The sequence below is a fragment of the Rhizobium subbaraonis genome (assembly GCF_900220975.1).
Classification (GTDB): Bacteria; Pseudomonadota; Alphaproteobacteria; order Rhizobiales; family Rhizobiaceae; genus Mycoplana; species Mycoplana subbaraonis.
Genome location: NZ_OBQD01000008.1, coordinates 198,895 through 220,241, shown reverse-complemented (window position 1 = coordinate 220,241; position 21,347 = coordinate 198,895). Strand labels below are relative to the sequence as shown.

The 21,347-nt window shown below is 62.5% G+C and carries 14 protein-coding genes and 2 tRNA genes; 8 read left to right on the top strand and 8 right to left on the bottom strand.

Annotated elements, in window-relative coordinates; all coding sequences use genetic code 11:
* Nucleotides 1-18 precede the first annotated feature (18 nt).
* A complete protein-coding gene (gene rpmH, locus CRO48_RS14230) occupies nt 19-156 on the bottom strand; it encodes a 50S ribosomal protein L34 (RefSeq protein WP_097140358.1) in 138 nt (45 codons plus the stop codon).
* A gap of 420 nt (nt 157-576) precedes the next feature.
* On the opposite strand from rpmH, the gene CRO48_RS14225 reads away from it, so the two are divergent.
* The 3 genes from CRO48_RS14225 (at nt 577) to CRO48_RS14215 (ending at nt 4,630) form a co-directional block, all read left to right on the top strand.
* On the top strand, nt 577-2,574 hold the full coding sequence (locus CRO48_RS14225; protein ID WP_097140356.1) for a methyl-accepting chemotaxis protein: 1,998 nt from the start codon (nt 577-579) through the stop codon (nt 2,572-2,574).
* A gap of 296 nt (nt 2,575-2,870) precedes the next feature.
* On the top strand, nt 2,871-4,331 hold the full coding sequence (locus CRO48_RS14220) for a sensor histidine kinase (protein ID WP_097140354.1): 1,461 nt from the start codon (nt 2,871-2,873) through the stop codon (nt 4,329-4,331).
* 222 nt (nt 4,332-4,553) lie between these two features.
* Nucleotides 4,554-4,630: transfer RNA gene (locus tag CRO48_RS14215), tRNA-Arg, on the top strand.
* A gap of 356 nt (nt 4,631-4,986) precedes the next feature.
* Here CRO48_RS14215 and CRO48_RS14210 read toward each other — a convergent pair.
* The 3 genes from CRO48_RS14210 to CRO48_RS14200 form a co-directional block, all read right to left on the bottom strand.
* Complete coding sequence (locus tag CRO48_RS14210; protein WP_097140529.1) at nt 4,987-5,388, bottom strand: DUF1398 domain-containing protein; 402 nt, start codon at nt 5,386-5,388, stop codon at nt 4,987-4,989.
* A gap of 42 nt (nt 5,389-5,430) precedes the next feature.
* Nucleotides 5,431-5,883, bottom strand: coding sequence for a MarR family winged helix-turn-helix transcriptional regulator (locus CRO48_RS14205; RefSeq protein WP_097140352.1), 453 nt, complete (start codon nt 5,881-5,883; stop codon nt 5,431-5,433).
* A gap of 465 nt (nt 5,884-6,348) precedes the next feature.
* A complete protein-coding gene (locus CRO48_RS14200; RefSeq protein WP_097140350.1) occupies nt 6,349-8,754 on the bottom strand; it encodes a calcium-binding protein in 2,406 nt (801 codons plus the stop codon).
* Nucleotides 8,755-9,162: 408 nt separating this feature from the next.
* Between CRO48_RS14200 and CRO48_RS14195 the strand changes: the two genes are divergently transcribed.
* A complete protein-coding gene (locus CRO48_RS14195; protein ID WP_176526757.1) occupies nt 9,163-12,267 on the top strand; it encodes a glycosyltransferase in 3,105 nt (1,034 codons plus the stop codon).
* A gap of 111 nt (nt 12,268-12,378) precedes the next feature.
* Nucleotides 12,379-13,248: a glycosyltransferase gene (locus tag CRO48_RS14190; protein WP_141402056.1), complete on the top strand. Its 870-nt coding sequence runs from the start codon at nt 12,379-12,381 to the stop codon at nt 13,246-13,248.
* A 78-nt stretch (nt 13,249-13,326) separates the two neighbouring features.
* Here CRO48_RS14190 and CRO48_RS14185 read toward each other — a convergent pair whose 3' ends face one another.
* From CRO48_RS14185 to CRO48_RS14175, 3 genes are all read right to left on the bottom strand, one after another.
* Nucleotides 13,327-14,292, bottom strand: coding sequence for a phytanoyl-CoA dioxygenase family protein (locus tag CRO48_RS14185; RefSeq protein WP_097140345.1), 966 nt, complete (start codon nt 14,290-14,292; stop codon nt 13,327-13,329).
* Nucleotides 14,293-14,508: 216 nt separating this feature from the next.
* Nucleotides 14,509-14,584: transfer RNA gene (locus CRO48_RS14180), tRNA-Ala, on the bottom strand.
* Between the two features lie 145 nt (nt 14,585-14,729).
* Nucleotides 14,730-15,119 (bottom strand): TIGR02300 family protein, encoded by a 390-nt coding sequence (locus tag CRO48_RS14175; protein WP_097140343.1) that lies wholly within the window; start codon nt 15,117-15,119, stop codon nt 14,730-14,732.
* Between the two features lie 318 nt (nt 15,120-15,437).
* On the opposite strand from CRO48_RS14175, the gene aroA reads away from it, so the two are divergent.
* From aroA to rpsA, 3 genes are all read left to right on the top strand, one after another.
* On the top strand, nt 15,438-16,784 hold the full coding sequence (aroA, locus tag CRO48_RS14170) for a 3-phosphoshikimate 1-carboxyvinyltransferase (RefSeq protein WP_097140341.1): 1,347 nt from the start codon (nt 15,438-15,440) through the stop codon (nt 16,782-16,784).
* 164 nt (nt 16,785-16,948) lie between these two features.
* Complete coding sequence (gene cmk, locus CRO48_RS14165) at nt 16,949-17,578, top strand: (d)CMP kinase (protein ID WP_097140339.1); 630 nt, start codon at nt 16,949-16,951, stop codon at nt 17,576-17,578.
* Nucleotides 17,579-17,694: 116 nt separating this feature from the next.
* Complete coding sequence (gene rpsA / locus CRO48_RS14160; protein ID WP_097140337.1) at nt 17,695-19,401, top strand: 30S ribosomal protein S1; 1,707 nt, start codon at nt 17,695-17,697, stop codon at nt 19,399-19,401.
* Nucleotides 19,402-19,496: 95 nt separating this feature from the next.
* On the opposite strand, the gene CRO48_RS14155 is transcribed toward rpsA, so the two are convergent.
* Entirely contained in the window at nt 19,497-21,212 is a 1,716-nt protein-coding gene (locus tag CRO48_RS14155) for a hypothetical protein (RefSeq protein ID WP_141402055.1), read from the bottom strand.
* Between the last annotated feature and the right edge of the window lie 135 nt (nt 21,213-21,347).

Genomic DNA, 21,347 nt, shown 5'->3' with positions numbered 1-21,347 from the left:
CTTCGGGCAAGCGCGGCCTTAGGCCGAAAGACGCTTGCGGCCGCGTGCACGGCGAGCGGAAAGAACCGCGCGACCGCCCTTGGTGGCCATACGGGCACGGAAGCCATGGCGACGCTTGCGAACAAGCTTGGAAGGCTGAAAGGTACGCTTCGACATTTATTTTAATACCGCGGTGTGCGGCCCTTCTTGGGTTTGCGTTTAAGCAAGGAGCGTTACGTTTACGGACGCTGTCGGCCATCACAATATGACGGCCCGCCCGGACGTGCGCGGCTTATAAGGGCAAAGCCCGGGGAAAGTCAATTCCACGCCGCAAATGCGGGGCAAAACGCGAAATGGCTTAACGTGGAATTGCAAGTTCTGGTGGCGTAGTTGCGCGACGCGGACAACGGCCTTACGTAACGTTATCTGAAGAAGCTGATTTCCTTGACGAAAATCAAGTCCGAAATGCTTCCGCACGCTTTATCACGTTAGTATCCATTAGAATTCTCATTAACTTTTAAAGACTACAAAATAGGCAGCATTCAGTGCGGCCAGCCGCTGCCTGTGCAATTCTTTCTCGTGGCAGAGGGGGCCGCAATGAAAATACGCGCAAGAATTTATCTCATCGTAGGATTGATGGGGATGATCGCCATCGTCATCGGCGGCATGGCGATCGGCGTCGTCTATCAGTACGACCACAAGCTTCGCCAGTTCGAAAACGCTGCCGATCGCGCCTATCTCGGCGAGCATCTCAACCGGCAGGTGACCGCCGTCGTCATGGAGGCGCGCGGCGTCTACAGCTCGCCCACCACCGAGGCCGCACAGAAATTCGCAAGCGGCATCCGGAGCGAACTGGACGAGATCGACAAGACCCTGACCGCCTGGCGTCCGAAGGTTCCTGAGGCGCAGATGAAGGCGTTCGAGGCCGTGGTAAGCCGCGCCGCCGAATTCCGCACGTTCCGCACAGAAACCGCCCGGCTCGGCTCGGAAGTCTCGCCCAAGGCCGCCAACGAGCAGGGCAACAACGACGCCAACCGGGCCAACCGCAAGGCGTTCCAGCAGGAAATCGATGCCGTCGTCGAAACCGACCGCGCAAACCTCGCCGCGATCAAGGCCGACGTATCCGAATTCCAGACCCTCATGCTGGCACTCGTGCTCTCGACGATCGTGCTGGGCCTCGCCGTCGGCGGGGGTGCCGCCTTCTACGTCGCTACCAACCATCTGAGCCAACCGATCCAGAACGTGACGACCACCATGAAACAGCTCGCCGCCGGTGACCTGTCGACCGAAGTGCCCTATGCCGGCCGCAAGGACGAGATCGGCGACATGGCCGCCGCCGTCGCCATTTTCCGCAAGAACGCGATCGAGGTCCGCGACCTCAACGCACAGGAACAGGTCCTGCGTGAGAAGAGTGCCGACCTGCAGTCTTCGATCGCAACCGTGGTGCACGCCGCTGCCGCTGGCGATTTCAAGCAGCGCATCGACAAGGACTACGGCAACGCCGACCTCAATCGGTTCGCCGCCAGCGTCAACGAACTCGTCAGCAGCGTCGATACCGGCATCAATGAGACGCGCCGCGTGATCGCAGCGCTTGCCGAAGGCGACCTGACGAGCAAGATGAACGGCTCGTTCCAGGGCGCATTCGCCGAACTGCAGACCAACGTGAACAGCACGCTGGCAACGCTGCAGAACGCGATGCGCGATGTGCGCGCCTCCACCGACTCCATCAACGCCAACTCCGGCGAACTGCGCACGGCATCCGACGACCTTTCCAAGCGCACCGAACAGCAGGCGGCCGCGCTGGAAGAGACGTCGGCAGCACTGGAGCAGATCACCGCAGCCGTCCGCAATTCCACCGAACGCGCCCAGGAAGCGACCACCATGGTCGGCGAGGCGACCCGCAGCGCCAAGCAGTCCGGCGAAGTGGTCCGCAATGCCATCGACGCCATGGGGCGCATCGAACAGGCCTCGAACGAGATCACGCAGATCATCAACGTGATCGACGAGATCGCTTTCCAGACCAACCTTCTGGCGCTCAACGCCGGCGTGGAAGCGGCGCGTGCGGGCGACGCCGGCAAGGGTTTCGCGGTCGTGGCGCAGGAGGTGCGCGAGCTTGCGCAGCGCGCTGCAAGCGCCGCCAAGGACATCAAGGGCCTCATCACCAAGTCCGGCGACGAGGTGTCTGTCGGGGTAAAGTACGTCCAGGCCACCGGCGAATCGCTCGCCGACATCGAGATCCGGGTGATGAAGATCAACGACCACATCCACTCGATCGCCACCGCAGCACGCGAGCAGGCGACTGGACTGCAGGAAGTATCCACCGCGGTAAACCAGATGGACCAGGTCACGCAGCACAATGCGGCGATGGTCGAGGAAAGCTCCGCTGCCACCCACAAGCTCAAGGCTGAAGCCGACAGCCTGACCAGCCTCGTGTCGCGCTTCCGCACCGGCGAGAGCCCCGTCGTCGTCGCCCAGCCCTCCCACCGGCCGGTCGAATCGCCGGCGCGCAAGATGGTGAGCAACGTGGCACGCGCGTTCGTCAGCCGCGGGAATGCGGCACAGGCGGTGAGCCCGGACGGCTGGGAAGAGTTCTGAGCCTTCCGACAGCAAGCAAGTCGATGGATGAGGGGTGGCGGCCAGTTCGCCACCCTTTTGTTTGGCGACATGCCGGGTGTCCGGCAGCCCTTGCCGCCGCGCTCCCGCCGATTGGAATGCGTGGCCACATCCGTTATGATGAATATTGAACGGCATGCGCCGGCATGCCCAGACTTCCGGAACGATGCGACATCTGCGCTCGCGCGCAGCCGGTCCGGATGTCAGGAACCCGAGGGGGCCGACAGACACCGTCGCTGATACGCCGCCATCCCGATATGGCATGGCCAGGAGTGACCATGAAGGAAAGCGAAACTACGCCGATGCTGGGACGCGTGCAGATGCCGAGCACCCTGAAGGGGCTGTCGGGGCGCCTGCTGCTTTTGACGGTCGCCTTCATCGTCCTTGCGGAAGTGCTGATCTTCGTCCCCTCTGTGGCAAGCATGCGGGTCCGGTGGCTGAGCGATCGGCTGAACGTTGCGGCCGCCGCCGCGATCGTCGCAGACGGGTTCCCGCAGCAGGATCTCTCCCGGGCGCTGCAGGACGAGACGCTGATGGCCACCGGCACCAAGGCGATCGTGCTGCGCCGCCATGATGCCGCGCGCCTCGTCGCGGTAGCCGACATCCCGCCGACCGTCGACGCGCAATACGACCTTGCCGCGGTCGAGCCGATCTCGGCCATCTGCGACGCCTTCGACACGCTCTTCTTCGGCGGGGACCGGATCATCCGCGCCTACGGCCCGCTCGGTGACAGCGACACCACGATCGAAGTGGTGCTCGCCGACAAGGCCCTGCGCAAGGCGATGCTCGTCTATGCCCGCAACGTTCTGTTCTTCACCGTCGTTCTTTCCGCGATCACCGGGGGGCTTATCTTCCTCGCCATCAACCGGATGCTGATCCGCCCGATACGCCGCATGACGGGCAACATGCGCGACTTTGCCGCCGATCCCACGGACAGTACGCGGGTGCTGCAGCCGGCCGACGGCGACGATGAACTGGCCGTGGCGGGCGCTCACCTGGCGGAAATGCAAAAGGCACTGCAAGGAACCCTGCGGGAACAGAAGAACCTCGCCGATCTCGGCCTGGCCGTCTCCAAGATCAACCACGACATGCGCAACATCCTGTCGTCGGCGCAGCTGATGTCGGACCGTCTGGCCGATGTCGATGATCCGCTCGTCAAGCGTATCGCGCCGAAGCTTTTGCGAACCATCGATCGCGCCGTCGGCTATACCACCGACGTTCTGGCCTATGGCCGCATGCGCGAGCCGGCTCCGCGCCGCCGTTTCGTTCCGCTGGCGCCGCTGGTGGTCGACGTTTCGGAAATGCTGGCCAACGACCGGCATTCGGGCGTCGAGTTCGCCATCCAGATCGAAGCCGGACTTCAGGTCGACGCCGACAGCGAACAGTTGTTCCGGGTGATCCACAACATCTGCCGGAACGCGGTCGAGGCCATGACACAGCAGCACGACCATGGCCGACTGACCGTGGCGGCCGTGCGCACCGGCAGCGTCGTATCCATCACGATCGACGATACCGGACCCGGTATGCCGGAGAAAGCCCGGGAAAATCTGTTCACCGCCTTTAGAGGCTCGACGCGCTCCGGCGGAACGGGCCTTGGGCTGGCGATCGCCCGTGAGCTCGTGCTTGCCCATGGCGGCACGATCGCGCTCGTGGAGAAGCCGACCGAAGGCACGCAGTTCCGCATCGAGCTGCCGGACCGACCAGTGCCGCTGGCCGCCTTCCGCAACCGCGCCTCCTAGGCACGGACAGAGCGGGCTGGCGGCCGCGTCGCCTTCAGCATGCGCGATCCCGGAATTCGTCCCGACGGTCGCAACGCTTCCCAAGGGCGGCACGGCGTCATCCACATTCCAGGCGGCACCGATCAACCAATTTCATTTTTTTGAGAAAAGGCGCTTGCAATCGCACGGCGGACCCAGTAGGAGATCGCTCGCAGCCGGGCAACACGCCCATGGCTTCAAAGCGCACCCGTAGCTCAGCTGGATAGAGCACCAGACTACGAATCTGGGGGTCAGGAGTTCGAATCTCTTCGGGTGCGCCATTTCTTTCCACTGCTCCGGAACAAGCTTAGTACCGTAAAGATTGAGGCAGCCTTGCGCTCTCTCGTTGTTTTGCGGCGGCAAGACTTGCCCAATGTCGGACGCCGCCTTCCGGGAAGCTCCTCAATTTCGTGAAAGGCCGATGTCCTTGAACGGGTAACGCGTGAACGTCGCCGCATGCCTCGTCAGGGTGATAGTCCGTCATCGCCCCGGCTACGCGGCGATCAGGGCTGTTCTAAAGGGCTGGATACGCCGGCGCCTAGGCTCACCCGCGCAAATACGGTGCCGGGCCCGAGGCAGACGGCGGGAATGGCCCCGCCGACGAGCAAGCCGGAAAGCGGCATGACCGGCACCCCCGTCACTTTGGGAAGTGTTCGACATGGGTCTCTGCGGTGCGGCCGAAATAGACGACGCGCCGGCCCAGGAATGAGACGAGGTATCCCGCGCAGCCGGCGGCTTTCGCCTTCTCACAGAAAGCGACATAGCTGTAGTCGGCGGGGTTCGCCTGCGCCCATCGCACCAGGCGCTCCACCTCGGTGGCATCGAAGGCAGCGGCGACTTTGCCAGCTGAGGGCTGCATATCCATCGTTACGCTGTCGCCGTCGGGCAGATAGCAGGTCTGGCTGTTGCGGCGATAGTCGACCGTGTAGCCCTCGAAGCCGGCAGCGACCAGTTTGCCAACAATCTCCGGAAAGCTCAGGCTTCCATCGTGAGCTGCGTGCAGGCAAGTTGCGGCAATAGAAATCCGTTCCGCGTCCATGGCGGCCTCCTTTCGCTTCATTATTGAGTTTGGCCGGCGGGTTCAGTCCACCGGGGGTGCTGTCAGCTGGCGCCGTGCGGCGAGAACCCTCAGAATACGGTCGAGCGCATCGCGCTCTTCCTTCGTCAACACGCCGAAGAATTCAGCGTCATTCTCGTCGGCAAGCGATGCCAGGACCGGGATTTTGGCCCGGCCCTCCGTCGTCAGGGACAGGGTGTGAGCGCGCTTGTCGTCCCGGCTCTCCACCCGCCTAACCAGTCCTTTGGCCGCCAGCCTTTCCGCGAGCTTGCTGATTGCACCCTTGGTCATGCCCATCCTCTCCGCCAAAACTGACGGAGGCGTCGGCTCGAAGTCGTAGAGAGCTCGCATGAACGCCCACTCCGCGACGGTGACATCCTCGTCCGATACCTTGCGCGCGAACTCCTGCGACACGGCGTTTGACACCATTCGCATCCAGTAGCCGGTGTGATCGGTCAGTTCCGAGGTCGAGGTCATAAGTCATCCTTTGTTGACTAGGAAACTAAATCAACGAGGTTTCCTAGTCAACTAGAATATTGGAGCCGTATAATGCCGAAGTGATCCGTTGCGATGCTCGCGGCATCTCATCCACTACGTCGTCTTCGTCTTCTCCCACCACTGTTTCGGAACGACGCCCAGCTTCATCCAGTCAGTGATCCTGATCACTCTCACGCTGGCATTGGCCGACCTCTCCTGGCACTACGTGGAGCGGCCATCATTTGTACGGCGCAGGGCGCGCACGTCGTGGCTTCAGATCCCCTCGAGGCAGCATATCCCGCGGCAATGCGTTGACGCTGCGTTTCCAGCCCCCGATCCGGCGCTCGTCAGTTCCGACCAACAAGGCAAAACTGGAAAGGGGGCAGCTGCGGCCCGGCTCGGACGACAAACGAAAAGAGCGCGCCTGTCACGGCGCGCTCTCACCATCTTGAATGATCTCTCCGATCAGAGAATGAAGTCGGACGCCTTAAAGGTGATCAGCTGATCCACGAAGATCGAAAAGTCTGCCTTCTTGTCGCCGTTCACGTCGCCGGTGACGAGCGTCCCTGCGCCGGACTTCTCATAGCGCAGTTCGCCGGCCTTGCCGCTGAACGCGTCCTTGTCAATGAAGCTGAAAGCCTGGCCGCCGGACTTCTTCGTGTTGGCGTCGACCCGCGATACGTCGATCAGATCACCCTGGCTGCGATAGAAGTCCTTGATCGTGTCCCGACCGCTGGCAGCAACGGTGGAGTCCTTTGTCGAGGTGAAGATAAACCGGTCGCCGCCGGAGCCGCCGGTCAGCACGTCTGCCCCCAGGCCGCCGGTGATGCGGTCGTTGCCGCTGCCGCCGGAAAGGATATCCTTGCCCTTGCCGCCGTCGATGAAGTCATTGCCGCTGCCGCCGTTGATCTTGTCCGCAGACGAACCACCCTCGATATGGTCGCTTCCTTTGCCGCCGGTGACGTTCAGCTTCGTGCCGGACGCCGCGGAAATGTATGCGCCGCCGTTGTCCAGCTTGACCGGACCCGAGCCGCTGATCCTGACGAGATCGACATCCTTGATGTCGGTCGTCGCGATCTTCGTTCCCGTGCTGTCAACCTTGACGGTCAGGTATCCCTTGTCGCTCTGGAGCGCTGTCTTCTTGCTGATCGTAACCGTGCCGACCGACGGCGCCTTCGTCATGTCGATGACTTCGATCCCGTCGAGGCGACCGAAGGCGGTCAATTTGAGGCTGGATCCCTTGACGACCTGAATGGTGTCGGTGCCCGCACCTCCGATGACATTGAGCTTGTCGTCAAGGTAACCGGGCGACATCTTGAACACGTCATTCTTGTTGGTGCCGGTCGCGCCGCGATCCGAGCCCATCAGTTCGACGGTGACGCCCTTACTCACGGCCTTGCTGAAGGTGAAGTTCTTGTTGGCGAGCTTGCTGGCGGTCACGTTGTTGAGAACGACCTCGTCGCCCCCGCCAAGCGATATGACCGTCGATTTACCGATCTGGCGGATCGCAAGGTCGGCCTTGCGGACGATGCCGGTGCTGGAAAGATCCAGCTTGTCTTCGGAAAGCGAGAAATCAGTCACCGTGTCGAAGTCGTAGCCGCGCTTGAAGATGAACAGATCGGCGCTGCCACCGCCTGTCAGGATATCATTGTCGGCACCGCCGTCGATACGATCCTTGCTGGTGCCACCGACGAGCTTGTCCATGTCGGCGCCGCCGGCGAGGTCACTGCCGGAGTTGGAACCGTAGATATTGTCCTGCGCCGAGTTGCCGCGGAAATACTTGAACTTCACGTCGTTCGCATCGATCGTCGAATTCGGGTGGATCTTCGGATTGCCCGGTGCAACGCCGCCGTGAGCATATTTGCCGTCGTAGCTCAACACCGCGCGATCGACGTAGATGGTGTTCTGGTCGTCAGGACTGCCGTGGAAGTTGATGTCGCGGTTTGTCGAAAGGACGTGGAAGCTATTGTAATGCTCCGCGCTCCACGAACCGAACAGAACCGAATGGCGCATGTCCATGTCGGTGAGGTTGGCGAAGGTGTTGTTGAAGGCGTGCTTGAAGAAGAACGCGTAGCCGTTGCCCTCTGCGCCCTTGTTGTGCGAGCCGATGGTCGTCAGCCTATCACCCGAAATGCCGTATACCGAACTGAAGGTGAAGCCGTGCGAGGCGTTGTCCTTCACTTCGATGTCGTGCAGATTGACATCGGTCGCACGGGTGACCTCGACGGTCGAGGAATTGTTGAACTTGTCAGCCTTGTTGGTGAAGTCGAATTTGCCGGCCGTTCCAAGGTCGGTCTTGATCGAGAGCCCGCCGATCTCGATGTTCTTGACCACGTTGACGACGCTGACGGTCGTCTTGCCCTTCTCAAAATTGTAAGGCGTTGGCGACTTCTCCAGCACCACCTCGCCGGTCTTGGCATTCACCGACTTGACCTTTGCAATCATTTCTCGGAGCGGGTCGGTTCCTGCGACCTTAAGGTGCGTATTGCCCACGGACTTGAACCAGGCGTCGTCGTTCGCCTGCTGAAGCTGAATGATCGAACCTGCTGAAATGCCATCGACGTTCGACAACTTGAGCGTCGTCGTCTTTCCCTTGACGGTCGATTCCGTGAGACTGGCTGTCAGTTCGACGGCCTTGCCGCCCTGAACGTCAAAGGCGGTGGCGTTGTCTGTGTCTTTCGCCTTGACCGTGATGTTCGTCTTTCCAACGCCCGCGCCGAGGATGGTGATGTCGCTGCGTGCGATCACGACCTTGTCGTCGAAGGTGTAGTTTCCTGCCTTGAACTGGATTGTCGAGCCCGCGGCCGCGTTTTTGATGAGGGCCGAAATGTCGGCAGCTTTAGCGCCGACTTCTATCGTGTATATTGCCAATTTCGTCACCACCGTCTGTAGTTGAGTTTAGGAATACTGACCGGAAAAGAATAGAACCCGCACATGTCAGTTGTTCCAGCCGGAAAATCCAGGGCGCCTACTCGACGATCGCCCTAATTTTGCCGCTTGCTCAATCGACAGACATGCAGACGCCAACCCCAGCTTCTGGCGGCCCGGCCGCAGATCAGCACAGCTCGCCTTCAAGGTCGAGACAGTCTCCAAAATTCGTTAAAAAATGGCCCTCTCCGTCCCCATGCATTTTGACTTCGACAGGGGCCTCCACTATGGATGTGCCGCTATTTCGGCGAACGGTGCCACAGCTGTAGCGGTCACTGGCAAAATCACTGCAATCGACCGCAACATCAAGAGGGATGCATGACAGGCCAGCATCAATCGCAGGACGACGATATGCTTGAAGCTTCTGGAGAAGCCCTTCCGATCGACGGCAACACCGGTACGCCGCATGCCTCCAAGGGTGCCGACATACTTGCTCTGAGAGAAGAGTTTCGCTCGCTTCTCGATCTGAACGCCGCCCTTCGGCTGCGTGTCGAGGCTTCGGAGCGGGCCATGCGGAACGCTGCCGCCGCCGCCGACAGGCAGAAGGACCAGCTTGCCTACCGGCTTGGCAGCGAACTGATTGCGGCCAGCCGTTCCGTCTCCGGGCTCGTGGGGCTGCCGGTTTCGCTGCGCCGGGCCTACAGGGAATACAGGATAGACCTGTCGAAGCGCGATCAGGACGCACCCTCCCCGGACGATGCGGCCACGCATCCAGCAGAGGAGACGGCTCCGGCGTTTGCCGCAACCGCCGAGAATGTTCGATCGCAGGTGGAGCTCGCTGACAATCTACGGGCGCAGATCGAGGCGCTACAGCAAAGTAACGCGATGCTTCTGGAGCGTGCCGTTCAGGCAGACCAGGCCAAGCGGCGGTCGAAGGACGCGATCAGCCAGATCCAGGCCCAGCTCGCCTACCGCCTCGGTGCAGACATCGTCGCGGCGCGATCGCTGCCGGCAATGCTGAAGCTGCCCTTTGCCCTGCGCCATACCTATGCAGACTTCAAAAGGAACAACAGGCAGGGGTCTGCAGGCAAGCGCGTGAAAAAGGGCGACGGCCAGGCATCGAACCATCGCAACATCGCCGACCTCGAAGCAAAAATGTGGGGCGGGTTCGCCAGATACGCGCACCCCGAACTCAAGCAATGCGTGGAAGACCGCAGCCTCAGTTCCAGCCAGCGATCGGCCGCAGCCTATGCCCTCGCCCGCTGGAGCTTCGTCGAGGGTGACTTCAGCCATGCGGCCGACCTGATGGACCGCAGCATCCGGCTCCACCGCGACAACATTCGCGAGAAACGCCTTTGCCAGTTCATGTGCCTGGCGCAGGCGGGCCGCGCCGCAGAAGCCGACGCGCTGATGCGCGGCATGCAGGCGAAGGTGGATTCCTTCATTGACTTCTCGCTCATGCAGGCGGACGTGCTGCGCCGCAAGGCGCGTCTTGAGGGCCAGTCGCCCTCCGAATGCGACCAGATCTATCTGAATGGCCTCAACTTCGCGATGGCGCCATCGGGCATGGCACCGATCAGGCTCGCCGACCCCGCGAAACCGCTCAGCATCTGGAACATCGCCGCGCACGCGCCCGCAAGCCAGGCGGTACAGGACCTCAAGGTTTCCATCATCATTCCGGCCTTCAATGCCGAGAAGACCTTGACGATGGTACTGGAGAGCCTGTCTGCGCAGACATGGCGCAACATCGAGATCATCGTCGTCGACGATTGCAGTACCGACGACACCTGCGCGCTGGTCGAGCGGTTTGCGGCGAATGACCCGCGTGTCCGCCTCGTTCGGCGCAAGGTCAACGGCGGCGCCTATCCATCGCGCAACGACGGTGTGGAAGTCGCGACCGGCGATTTCATCACCGTATGCGACAGCGACGACTGGTCTCATCCGGAGAAGATCGAGCGGCAGATGCAGGAGCTGCTGGCCAATCCGGACTGCGTGGCGGTCCTTTCCCACTGGCTTCGCGTCGACGAAGATCTCGGCGTGGTCGGTTCCTGGATTCCGAAGAAGAGCCTGCTCGACATGAACTTCTCCTCGCTGCTGGTCCGGCGCGAGGTCTTCGACCGCCTGCGCGGCTGGGACGAAGTGAGGGTGACCGGGGATGCGGAGTTCAGGTCGCGGATTGTTGCCGTCTACGGCGAGGCTTCGATCTGCAAGGTGAGACATAACAATATCCTCTCGTTCTCCCTGGCGCGCGAGGATTCGCTGACCCGCTCAAAGGCGACCCACATGCGCTCGCTCTATTACGGCGTTCGCGGCCAATACCGGGATTCCTACCGGAACTGGCATCTGAGCCTCGAGCAAGGCGGCGATCCCTATCTTCCGCGGACAAACGGCCGCTTCCCGGTGCCGATGGGCAACCAGCGCCGGCCGGCCGGGGAGCAGACGTTCGACCTCGTGGTCATCTGCGACTTCGTCCTCAAGGGCGGCGCGTTTGTTTCGACGATGAACTACATTGCGGCCGCTGCTCGCTCCGGACTGAAGATTGCCGCGGTCCACTGGCGGAAGTATGAGCTGAACGTCGAGTCGCCGCTTAACCCGGTCTTCTATGACGCCTGCCTGAAGCACGGCATTGCCATCCTCACGCCGGGCGACATCGTGAAGGCCAAAACGGTGCTGATCGGCTATCCTGCCGTGCTGCAAAACCTGCCCGACCGCTTTGCCAAGATCGAGGCCGACAGCGTCATCGTTCTGATCAACCAGTTCGCGACCCGCCTGGTGGATGGCTCCGACCGCCAGTATGAACCCGAGGTGATCCGCCAGCATCTGGTGGAACTGTTCGGCACCCCCGGCACCTGGATACCGATCTCGCATTGGGTGAAGCGACTCATGCAGGAGGATCCGACCTATCCGGAGCCATATTCCGAGCCCTGGCACCCGATGGTCGATACCGATACGTGGTGCTCGGAACCGATCGTATGGCGCGGAGGCGGCGATCGCCGCCCGGTCCTCGGTCGCCATGGCCGGGACGCCTATACCAAATGGCCAAGCACGCTCGAGGCGCTCAAGGCCGCCTACTGCGTCGACACGGACGTCGAAGTGAAGTTTCAGGGCGGCGCGAAGCACGCGCGAGGCATGCTCGGCTACTCGCCGCAGAACTGGGAAGTCCAGCATTTCGATGCCACTCCTGTCAGCACCTTCCTGGCGGACCTCGATTTCTTCATCCACTTCCCGCACGAACTCTATATCGAGGAGTTCGGTCGCGCGCCCATGGAAGGCATGGCTGTCGGCAAGGTGACGATCCTGCCGCCGCAGTTCCGCGAGACCTTCGGGGACGCGGCCGTCTACTGCGAGCCCGAAAAGGTTCTGGAGACGGTGCGCCGTTTCTGGACCGACGAAGCGGCCTATCGGGCGCAGGCCCAGAAAGGGCGTGACTTCGTGGTCCGGCACTGCAACCAGCAGCAGTTCCCGGAAAGGCTGGAGGCCTTCGCGGGACGAGCAGAACGCTTGAAACGCGCCTGATCTCTGGGCGAGAGAGCAGCCCGCTGCTGTCGGCGGTCAATTCTGAGCGGATCCGCCGAACGTTAAGGATATATCATTGGCCGAAACCGGCCAATCCAATGGAGCCTTTTGGTGTCGCTACGCAAGATCGCCGGGGGAAGCCCTGCCAATTCAGAGACGACCCTCGCATTTGCATTCGACAGTGGCTATCTCGCGCCCTTCGGCGCCATGATACGCTCCATGGTCAGACAGCGCACGCTGCTCGACTGCCCGATTGCGATCTACACCGACGATCCAAACGTCTTCAAGGATCCGCTGGTCCTGGCCGTCGCCGACGTCAAGCGCACCGTCGACGGGTCGCTTCTCGAGACCATGTACAAGGCAGCCAGGGACACCGTGAAAAGACCGGAGCGAGCGGCCTGGAACAAGGGCACATTCCTCAAATGGTCGGTGTTCGAGCGCCAGCAAACGAGCCAGCTTCTTTTCCTTGACGTCGACATGATCTGCCGTTCCCCGCTGGAGGAACTGCTGACGCTGCGTCCTCGAAAGCCCTTTCTCTGCGCGCCACAGATCCAGCGATCGCTGTTTCAGGATGGCGACGGCAAGCGGCGAGCAAACGCTGACATCGAGGAGCGCCTGCAAAGGTTGCTGGATGGGGAACTGTGGGGCCCGCATACTCGGCGCGTCAACAGCGGAATGATGCTTATCCGCGAACCGCTGCTGAAGACGGAATTTCGCGACGAACTGCTGCGCTACGCCTTTGCCTCCGAACCGCAATTGAACGAGCAGAGTCACTTCAGCAAATACTTCGCCGAGAACCCCTCACTCATGGCGACGGTAAGCGTGAAATACAACTTTCAGGCCAACTACCTGCGCTATATCGAACAAGCGAGGCGTAGCGACTTCGCTTCCCAGGCAACGATCCTGCACTATGCGGGCAAGAGCAAGCCCTGGAATGCCACCAAGCACGAGCCTTTCCAACTGGAGTGGTTCTGCGCCTGATGATTTTGTCGCGCCGCTGCCGGCGGCGTAACATCGGCTTCATCGTGCGGGCCGCAAGCTGCCAGGCGCGCCTTCGGCTTACCTGATCACAGGCTCGCCGTGATATCGCCGCCGTGATGGCCTGGACACGCCGAACCCTACCTCCATCATCAGGCGCGGCTTTTGCGTCGCCACCGTTCCCATGTGGAAACCGAAGGGATCCTCGACGAAGCCGAAGCCTGCGCTGCCGGTCAGCGCCTGGGCATTCTCCTCGCCGTAGAAATCCAGCACTTCGCCAGCCGGATGCCCGACGAGCAGCGTCAGCTGATGCTTCAGGCGCCGACGGCGATGGCTGCCGCGGACGTAGACATGCGGGCCCGCGGTCTCGTCGACATCGGTCAGATAGAAGAAGAACTTCAACATGCGCCAATCGTCCAGATCGAAATGATACTTGAAGGAGGCGCGGCTGAGATCGGCATCGGATGCCGATCGCGTCGGAAAGCTCCACCAGGTGCGCGTGCAGATGATCTGCGCTTCCCCGCCCAGATAATGCCGGGCCACATCCAGCAAAAGCGGATCGCGCTGGAGGGCAAGCGCTGCCTCGCATTGCATCACCCGCTCGAAATGATGGCCGCTGAGGATCGTTCTGCCGAAGCGGCGTTCGGCCTGCTCATGATCGGACGCCAGAAACTCGAGCTTGCGTTCGAAATTGCCGAAACATGGCGTCTCATGCCCGAAGCGCGCGATTTCCTCCCGGATCTCGGCCGGCAGCATCAGACCGGAGCAGATGCCGCTACGTCTCAGTTCATCGGCAATACGCGCAGCATCCAGCTTGCCGAAGATCGATGAGGCCGCAGCCGAAGCAGGCGGCACGCGCCGCGCGGTGAGCCAGTGCGCCCTGCGAAACGGCATGGTGCGCGCCAGCAGGAACATCGGCAGCCAGGCCGGGTTTTCCCTCACATCGGCAAGATAGGTCGGAACGCGCGCCGCCATGCGGCGAAAACGTCCGCCCGTACGGGCGATGGTCTCGAGATCCGTTGCTTGAGGTCCATGCGTGGCAGGCATTTCGGCTTCCTTTCGGGAAAATCACCTTCCCTCCCGATCCTCCGCCTCCCGCCGGAGCATTTTAGCGCGCGTCCCCGCAGGGCGGGCAGCCGCTTGCGATCCTTGCAGCCGGCCAGGGAGCAACATCCAATGGAGATGTCGCGCACAGCCGACGGCATCGCGACGACATTCATCGATGCGAAACTTCGACAATTCGTTAATTTTTCAGGTGAGATTTGGTGGAGCTAAGCGGGATCGAACCGCTGACCTCTTGCATGCCATGCAAGCGCTCTCCCAGCTGAGCTATAGCCCCATCAAGGGTCCGGCGAGGCCGGTTCCGGGATACCGAACCGGGTTTTCCCCGGCAGGTGCGGCTTCATACTTCCGGTTTCAGAAGATGGCAAGCCGAAAAATCCAATCCGGCCGAATTTTTTAAATCCGGCCGGAAAATCATAAACTTAGACTTCCTCGTCGTCACCGGTAACGCCGATGATGCCGCTCATGTCGTCGTTTTCGTCATCTTCGTCCTGCTCGAGGAAGGTGTCGTCGTCGTCATCGCCGATATCGACATCGTCGTCGCCCAGATCCGGCAGGTCGTCGCCGCCCGATGCTTCGTCGTCAGCATCCTCCAGCGATACCAATTCGACTTCGGTGTTCTCGGTATCGACCTCGTTGACCTCCTCGTCCTCATCCTTCTCCAGGACGGCGGCGGCGGACGTCTCCTCGAAATAGGACAGCGGATAGGACTTGCCGGTGTAAGGCGATACGATCGGGTCGCGATTCAGGTCGTAGAACTTACGGCCCGTCTCCGGGTCAATGCGCTTGGTTCCAAGTTCCGGTTTTGCCACTGTCAAAGCCTCTTGAATGGCCGAATATTTCCGGCGAAGCCGGATAACCGGCGGATGGTCGGGTAAAAGAATTAGCCGGTCCCCATAATCGTCTTGACCGCCGCTGTCAAAGGCTAACTTTGCCGCCTTTTGCGGGGCTTGCGGGCTTTGGAGCGCCTGCGGCTTTTTCTCGGGCGGGTTGATGACGCTCGATACGCTTTGTGATAGCACCCCGCAGAACTTCCGGCGAAGGGTCCCGCACGCAGGCCGCAGGCGCTTGCGGCCGCGCGGGTGGCCGTTCGCCAAGGCACGCACGCTCTTTATTGAAGGAACCGCACCATGTCGCATGGCGCCCAGGCAAAGCCCGCAACCGCAAGCAAGTCGAACGCCCTTTCCGGCACTGTCCGCATTCCCGGCGACAAGTCGATCTCGCATCGCTCCTTCATGTTCGGCGGACTTGCCAGCGGCGAGACGCGGATCACCGGCCTTCTGGAAGGCGAAGACGTGATCAACACCGGCAAGGCGATGCAGGCCATGGGCGCGAAGATCCGCAAGGAGGGCGACACCTGGATCATCAACGGCGTGGGTAACGGCGCGCTGCTCGCACCGGAGGCACCGCTCGACTTCGGCAATGCCGGCACCGGCTGCCGCCTGACGATGGGCCTCGTCGGCGTCTACGATTTCGATTCCACGTTCATAGGCGATGCCTCGCTGACGAAGCGGCCGATGGGACGCGTGCTCAATCCCTTGCGCGAAATGGGCGTGCAGGTGACGTCCGCTGACGGCGACCGGCTGCCGGTGACGCTGCGCGGCCCGAAGACGCCGACACCGATCACCTACCGCGTGCCGATGGCGTCCGCGCAGGTGAAGTCGGCCGTGCTGCTGGCCGGTCTGAACACCCCGGGCATCACCACGGTGATCGAGCCGGTCATGACGCGCGACCACACCGAAAAGATGCTGCAGGGCTTCGGCGCGAACCTGACGGTCGAGACGGACGCGGCGGGTGTGCGCACGATCCGGCTTGAGGGTCAGGGCAAGCTGACCGGGCAGGTGATCGACGTGCCGGGCGACCCATCCTCGACCGCCTTCCCGCTCGTCGCGGCCCTCTTGGTCCCCGGCTCCGACGTTACCATTCTGAACGTGCTGATGAACCCGACGCGCACGGGGCTGATCCTGACGCTACAGGAAATGGGTGCGAACATCGAAGTGCTGAACGCGCGTCTCGCCGGCGGCGAGGATGTGGCCGACCTGCGCGTGCGGCATTCGGAACTGAAGGGCGTTACCGTGCCCGAGGAACGGGCGCCCTCGATGATCGACGAGTATCCGATCCTGGCCGTCGCGGCCGCCTTTGCCGAAGGCACAACCGTGATGAACGGACTGGAGGAACTGCGGGTGAAGGAAAGCGACCGCCTTTCCGCCGTCGCCGAAGGGCTGAAGCTGAACGGCGTCGATTGCGACGAGGGCGAGGCCTCGCTGGTCGTGCACGGCCGACCGGACGGCCTTGGCCTCGGCAACGCGTCGGGCGCCGCCGTCGCAACGCACCTGGATCACCGCATCGCCATGAGCTTCCTGGTCATGGGGCTGGTCTCCGAACATCCGGTGACGGTCGACGATGCGACGATGATCGCCACCAGTTTCCCCGAATTCATGGGCCTGATGACGGGACTGGGCGCGAAGATCGACTAGGCTGACTGTGGCGGGCACCCTCTGTTTGACCTGGGGGGCCGCCGATCACCGAAACGTAAGCGGGACGTGAGCAGGCGGGCCGCCAGGGCGGACTTCTCCTCTTGGCAGCGCCTACCCTTTTCCGCTAACACGCTCGTGAAACCGAAGCGACGTAAGGGTGTGAAATGACGACGATCGCCATCGACGGTCCCGCGGCCGCCGGCAAGGGTACGCTGTCGCGGCTGATCGCCGAGGCTTACGGTTTCCACCACCTCGACACCGGCCTGACCTATCGCGCCACCGCAAAGGCGCTGCTCGACCGAGGGCTGCCGCTGGACGACGAGGCGGTGGCCGCAGGCGTTGCCCGCAATCTCGATCTTTCCGGCCTCGACCGTACCTTGCTGTCTGCCCACGACATCGGCGAGGCTGCCTCGAAGATCGCAGTTATGCCGGCCGTCCGCCGGGCTCTGGTGGAAGCACAGCGCGAATTTGCCGAACGCGCGCCCGGCACCGTGCTCGATGGCCGCGACATCGGTACCGTGGTCTGCCCGGATGCCGTCGTGAAGCTCTACGTCACCGCGTCCGCGGACGTGCGCGCCCGCCGTCGCTACGACGAAATCATCGCCAATGGCGGTGCTGCGGAATACGACGCCGTCTTTCAGGATGTGCGCCGCCGCGACGAGCGCGACATGGGCCGCCTCGACAGTCCGCTGCGGCCTGCGGAAAACGCGCACTTGCTTGACACCTCGGAAATGAGTATAGAGGCGGCGTTTTCGGCTGCGCGATCCATCATCGAGGCTGCCCTTAAGCATTAGAGCGACAAGCCGTCCCCGCGCCGGTTTTGCTTTCCCACAGGGGAGGCGGATGCGCCTCGCTCGTTGTCAACGCTAACCCCCGGCGCCCGTGCCCCAGAGGCACATCAGGAGTTTCCATGTCTCAAGCTAATCCCACGCGCGACGATTTCGCAGCCCTTCTGCAGGAATCCTTCGCCACCCACGACCTGGCCGAAGGCTATGTCGCCAAGGGCATCATCACCGCCATCGAAAAGGATGTCGCGATCGTTGACGTCGGCCTCAAGGTCGAAGGCCGCATCGCGCTCAAGGAATTCGGCGCCAAGTCCAAGGACGGCACGCTGAAGGTCGGCGACGAAGTCGAAGTCTATGTCGAGCGCATCGAAAACGCTCTCGGCGAAGCTGTTCTGTCGCGCGAAAAGGCTCGCCGCGAAGAGAGCTGGGCCAAGCTCGAAGTCAAGTTCGAAGCTGGCGAGCGCGTCGAAGGCGTCATCTTCAACCAGGTCAAGGGTGGCTTCACCGTCGATCTCGACGGCGCCGTCGCCTTCCTGCCGCGTTCGCAGGTCGACATCCGTCCGATCCGCGATGTCACCCCGCTCATGCACAACCCGCAGCCCTTCGAAATCCTCAAGATGGACAAGCGCCGCGGCAACATCGTCGTTTCGCGCCGCACGGTTCTCGAAGAGTCCCGCGCCGAGCAGCGTTCTGAAATCGTCCAGAACCTCGAAGAAGGCCAGGTTGTCGACGGCGTCGTCAAGAACATCACCGATTACGGTGCGTTCGTCGACCTCGGCGGCATCGACGGCCTGCTGCACGTCACCGACATGGCATGGCGTCGCGTCAACCATCCCTCCGAGATCCTGTCCATCGGCCAGTCCGTCAAGGTTCAGATCATCCGCATCAACCAGGAAACCCACCGTATCTCGCTCGGCATGAAGCAGCTCGAGAGCGATCCGTGGGATGGCATCGGCACGAAGTACCCGACCGGCAAGAAGATCTCCGGTACGGTCACGAACATCACCGACTACGGTGCGTTCGTCGAGCTGGAGCCGGGCATCGAAGGCCTGATCCACATCTCCGAGATGTCCTGGACCAAGAAGAACGTACACCCCGGCAAGATCCTGTCCACGAGCCAGGAAGTCAACGTCGTCGTTCTCGAAGTCGACCCGACCAAGCGCCGTATCTCGCTCGGCCTCAAGCAGACGCTTGAGAATCCGTGGGAAGCATTCGCGCATAGCCATCCGGCTGGCACCGAAGTCGAAGGCGAAGTCAAGAACAAGACCGAGTTCGGCCTGTTCATCGGCCTCGAAGGCGACGTCGACGGCATGGTCCACCTCTCCGACCTCGACTGGAACCGTCCGGGCGAGCAGGTCATCGAGGAGTTCAACAAGGGCGACGTCGTCAAGGCTGTCGTTCTCGACGTGGACGTCGACAAGGAGCGCATCTCGCTCGGCATCAAGCAGCTCGGCCGCGATGCGGTCGGCGAAGCTGCCGCTTCCGGCGACCTGCGCAAGAACGCTGTCGTCTCCTGCGAAGTCACCGCAATCAACGACGGCGGCATCGAAGTGAAGCTGGTCAACCACGAGGACATCTCGTCGTTCATCCGTCGTGCCGACCTGTCGCGCGACCGTGACGAGCAGCGCCCCGAGCGTTTCTCGGTCGGCCAGGTCGTCGATGCACGCGTGCTGAACTTCTCCAAGAAGGACCGCAAGATCCAGCTGTCGATCAAGGCTCTGGAAATCGCCGAAGAAAAGGAAGCCGTCGCACAGTTCGGTTCGTCCGACTCGGGCGCTTCGCTCGGCGACATCCTGGGTGCGGCCCTGAAGAACCGCCAGAACAACGAGTAATCGTTCTTCACGGTCTGAAAATTAAGAACCCGCGGGGAGCGATCCCCGCGGGTTTTCCGTTTGTGGACCCCGTCATTTCCGTCGTGACGCGGCCGTCACGTCCAGTATTCGCCGAGCTTCTGATAGTATGCGAAGCCGGGGTCTGGCGGGCCCACCAATTCCTCGACCCTGCGGCGCCGCCGCTCCGTGTCCGCACTGTCGGCTTGCCCTGACGGTTGCTGGCCGTCGCCTTCCGCGTCGCCCTCGCCAGCCTCCTCGTCCTGTGCCCGATCTTCCGGCGCTTCGTCGTCCTCGGCCGTTGGCTTGTCCTCCTCCGCCTCGTCCTTACGACGCGCCTCGCGCGTCTCCAGATCGTCTGCAGCGGGCAGGTAGGGCACGAACGGAATGGCAAGTCCCTCACGCATCATCGCCGGCAATGGCGGCCTTTCCGTCTGCTGATCAGGCAGCGCGACGGCCGGCGGGCGGGCGGACGCCGCCTCGCCTTGGGCCGAAGCGCGCGGCTGACCGGTCGGCGTATCATCGTCGGCAGGCAACGTCAGCGAGACGGGCGCTGCGACCGCCCTCTCCTTTACGGCATCGGTGGGAGCCTGTTCCGGGGCGCGCGCTACGGTCGCCTCAGCGGCCGGTGCCAGCACGGTGCTTGCTGCCCTTGGCAGCCCTTCGGGCTGGTCGTCGCCTTCCTGCGGGGCAACGATCTGCAACGCCGGCATATCCGGCTCTTCCGGCAGGGGCGCCTGCAGCAGGAGACGCAGCACCAGCGCTTCGTCCTCGCTCAAATTGGCGACTACGCCGGCAATCAGGCGCATCATGCCTTCGTGCTCGCGGCCGGCGTTTGCAGGTACAGCTGCGCCCGCCTGAGCGCTGACGGGTTTGCCCACGTTTGTGGTTTGCGCGGGCCCTTCTGCGACCTCGCGGCCTACCGTGTTCTGCACCGGGCTGGCCGTCCCGGCGAGCGGCCTGTTCACCTCACCGGCAGGACGGCCAGGCACCCGTTCGTGCTCGCGCACCGGCGCCTGCGCCTCCGTGGCGGGGCGGGAGGCTGGCTGCTGCGTTCGAGTGGTCTCTTCCGGTACCGGCTTTCGCGATGGCGTGGACGCCTCTTCGTGCAAAGCGGGCAGCGAGGGTCGAGCGGGCGTCCCCGTGTTCGTTTCCTTCTCCCCTTCAAACAGACGCCGGAGTGCTGCCTGCAGCGCGCGGCTGTCGACGATCCCTTCGCGCGCCGGCTGCACCGCCTCCCCTGCCCTGCGGCCTGCAGCGGCCAGATGGGCCTCGGCAAGGAAAAAGCGCTGGGGAGAGCGGACCACCGGACCATCTTCGTCGCCGCCGGTTTGTGCCGCGGCCGAAAGCAGTGCCTGCGCCAGGCGTTGCGCATCCGGCCCGCCGGGATTGCGGATCACTTCCATAAGGATGCGCGTGGGCGTCGATGCCAGCACGGTAGTAAGAAGCTTCTCGGTCGAAGGCCTCAGTTCGGCAGGCAGGCGCGCAATGAGGTTTGCGAGGTTGCGGGTGGCGTCCTCGCCAGCGCCGCCCCGCTGCGGCAGCGTCTTTATGGCAGCAAAGAGGGCATCGAGCAGTCGCCGGCTGACGCCACTGTTACCGCTGTTTCCAGCGTTATCGCCGCCAGCTCCGTCACCGCCACGCTCGATCTGACGCATCATCGCTTCGAGCAGGCGTAGCAGCACCGCGGCCCTGAGATTGGCCAGGGCTTCGGCGGATAGAACGGGACGGGCCGCATCGGGTGCGGCTTCGCCTCCAGGTTCCGTCGGTGACGGGATCGGGACTGTGATCGACGTCGCTATGCGCGGCAGCATCACCATCTCCATAGGGCATCCTCAGATCACTGCCGTTCCGGCAGGCACGATGCCTCTCTCAAACGATCCATGTTCAGGATGGCGGGGCATCATGCGCGCCCATGAGATTGACGTTCGGCCCCGCGCTGCGGCCTG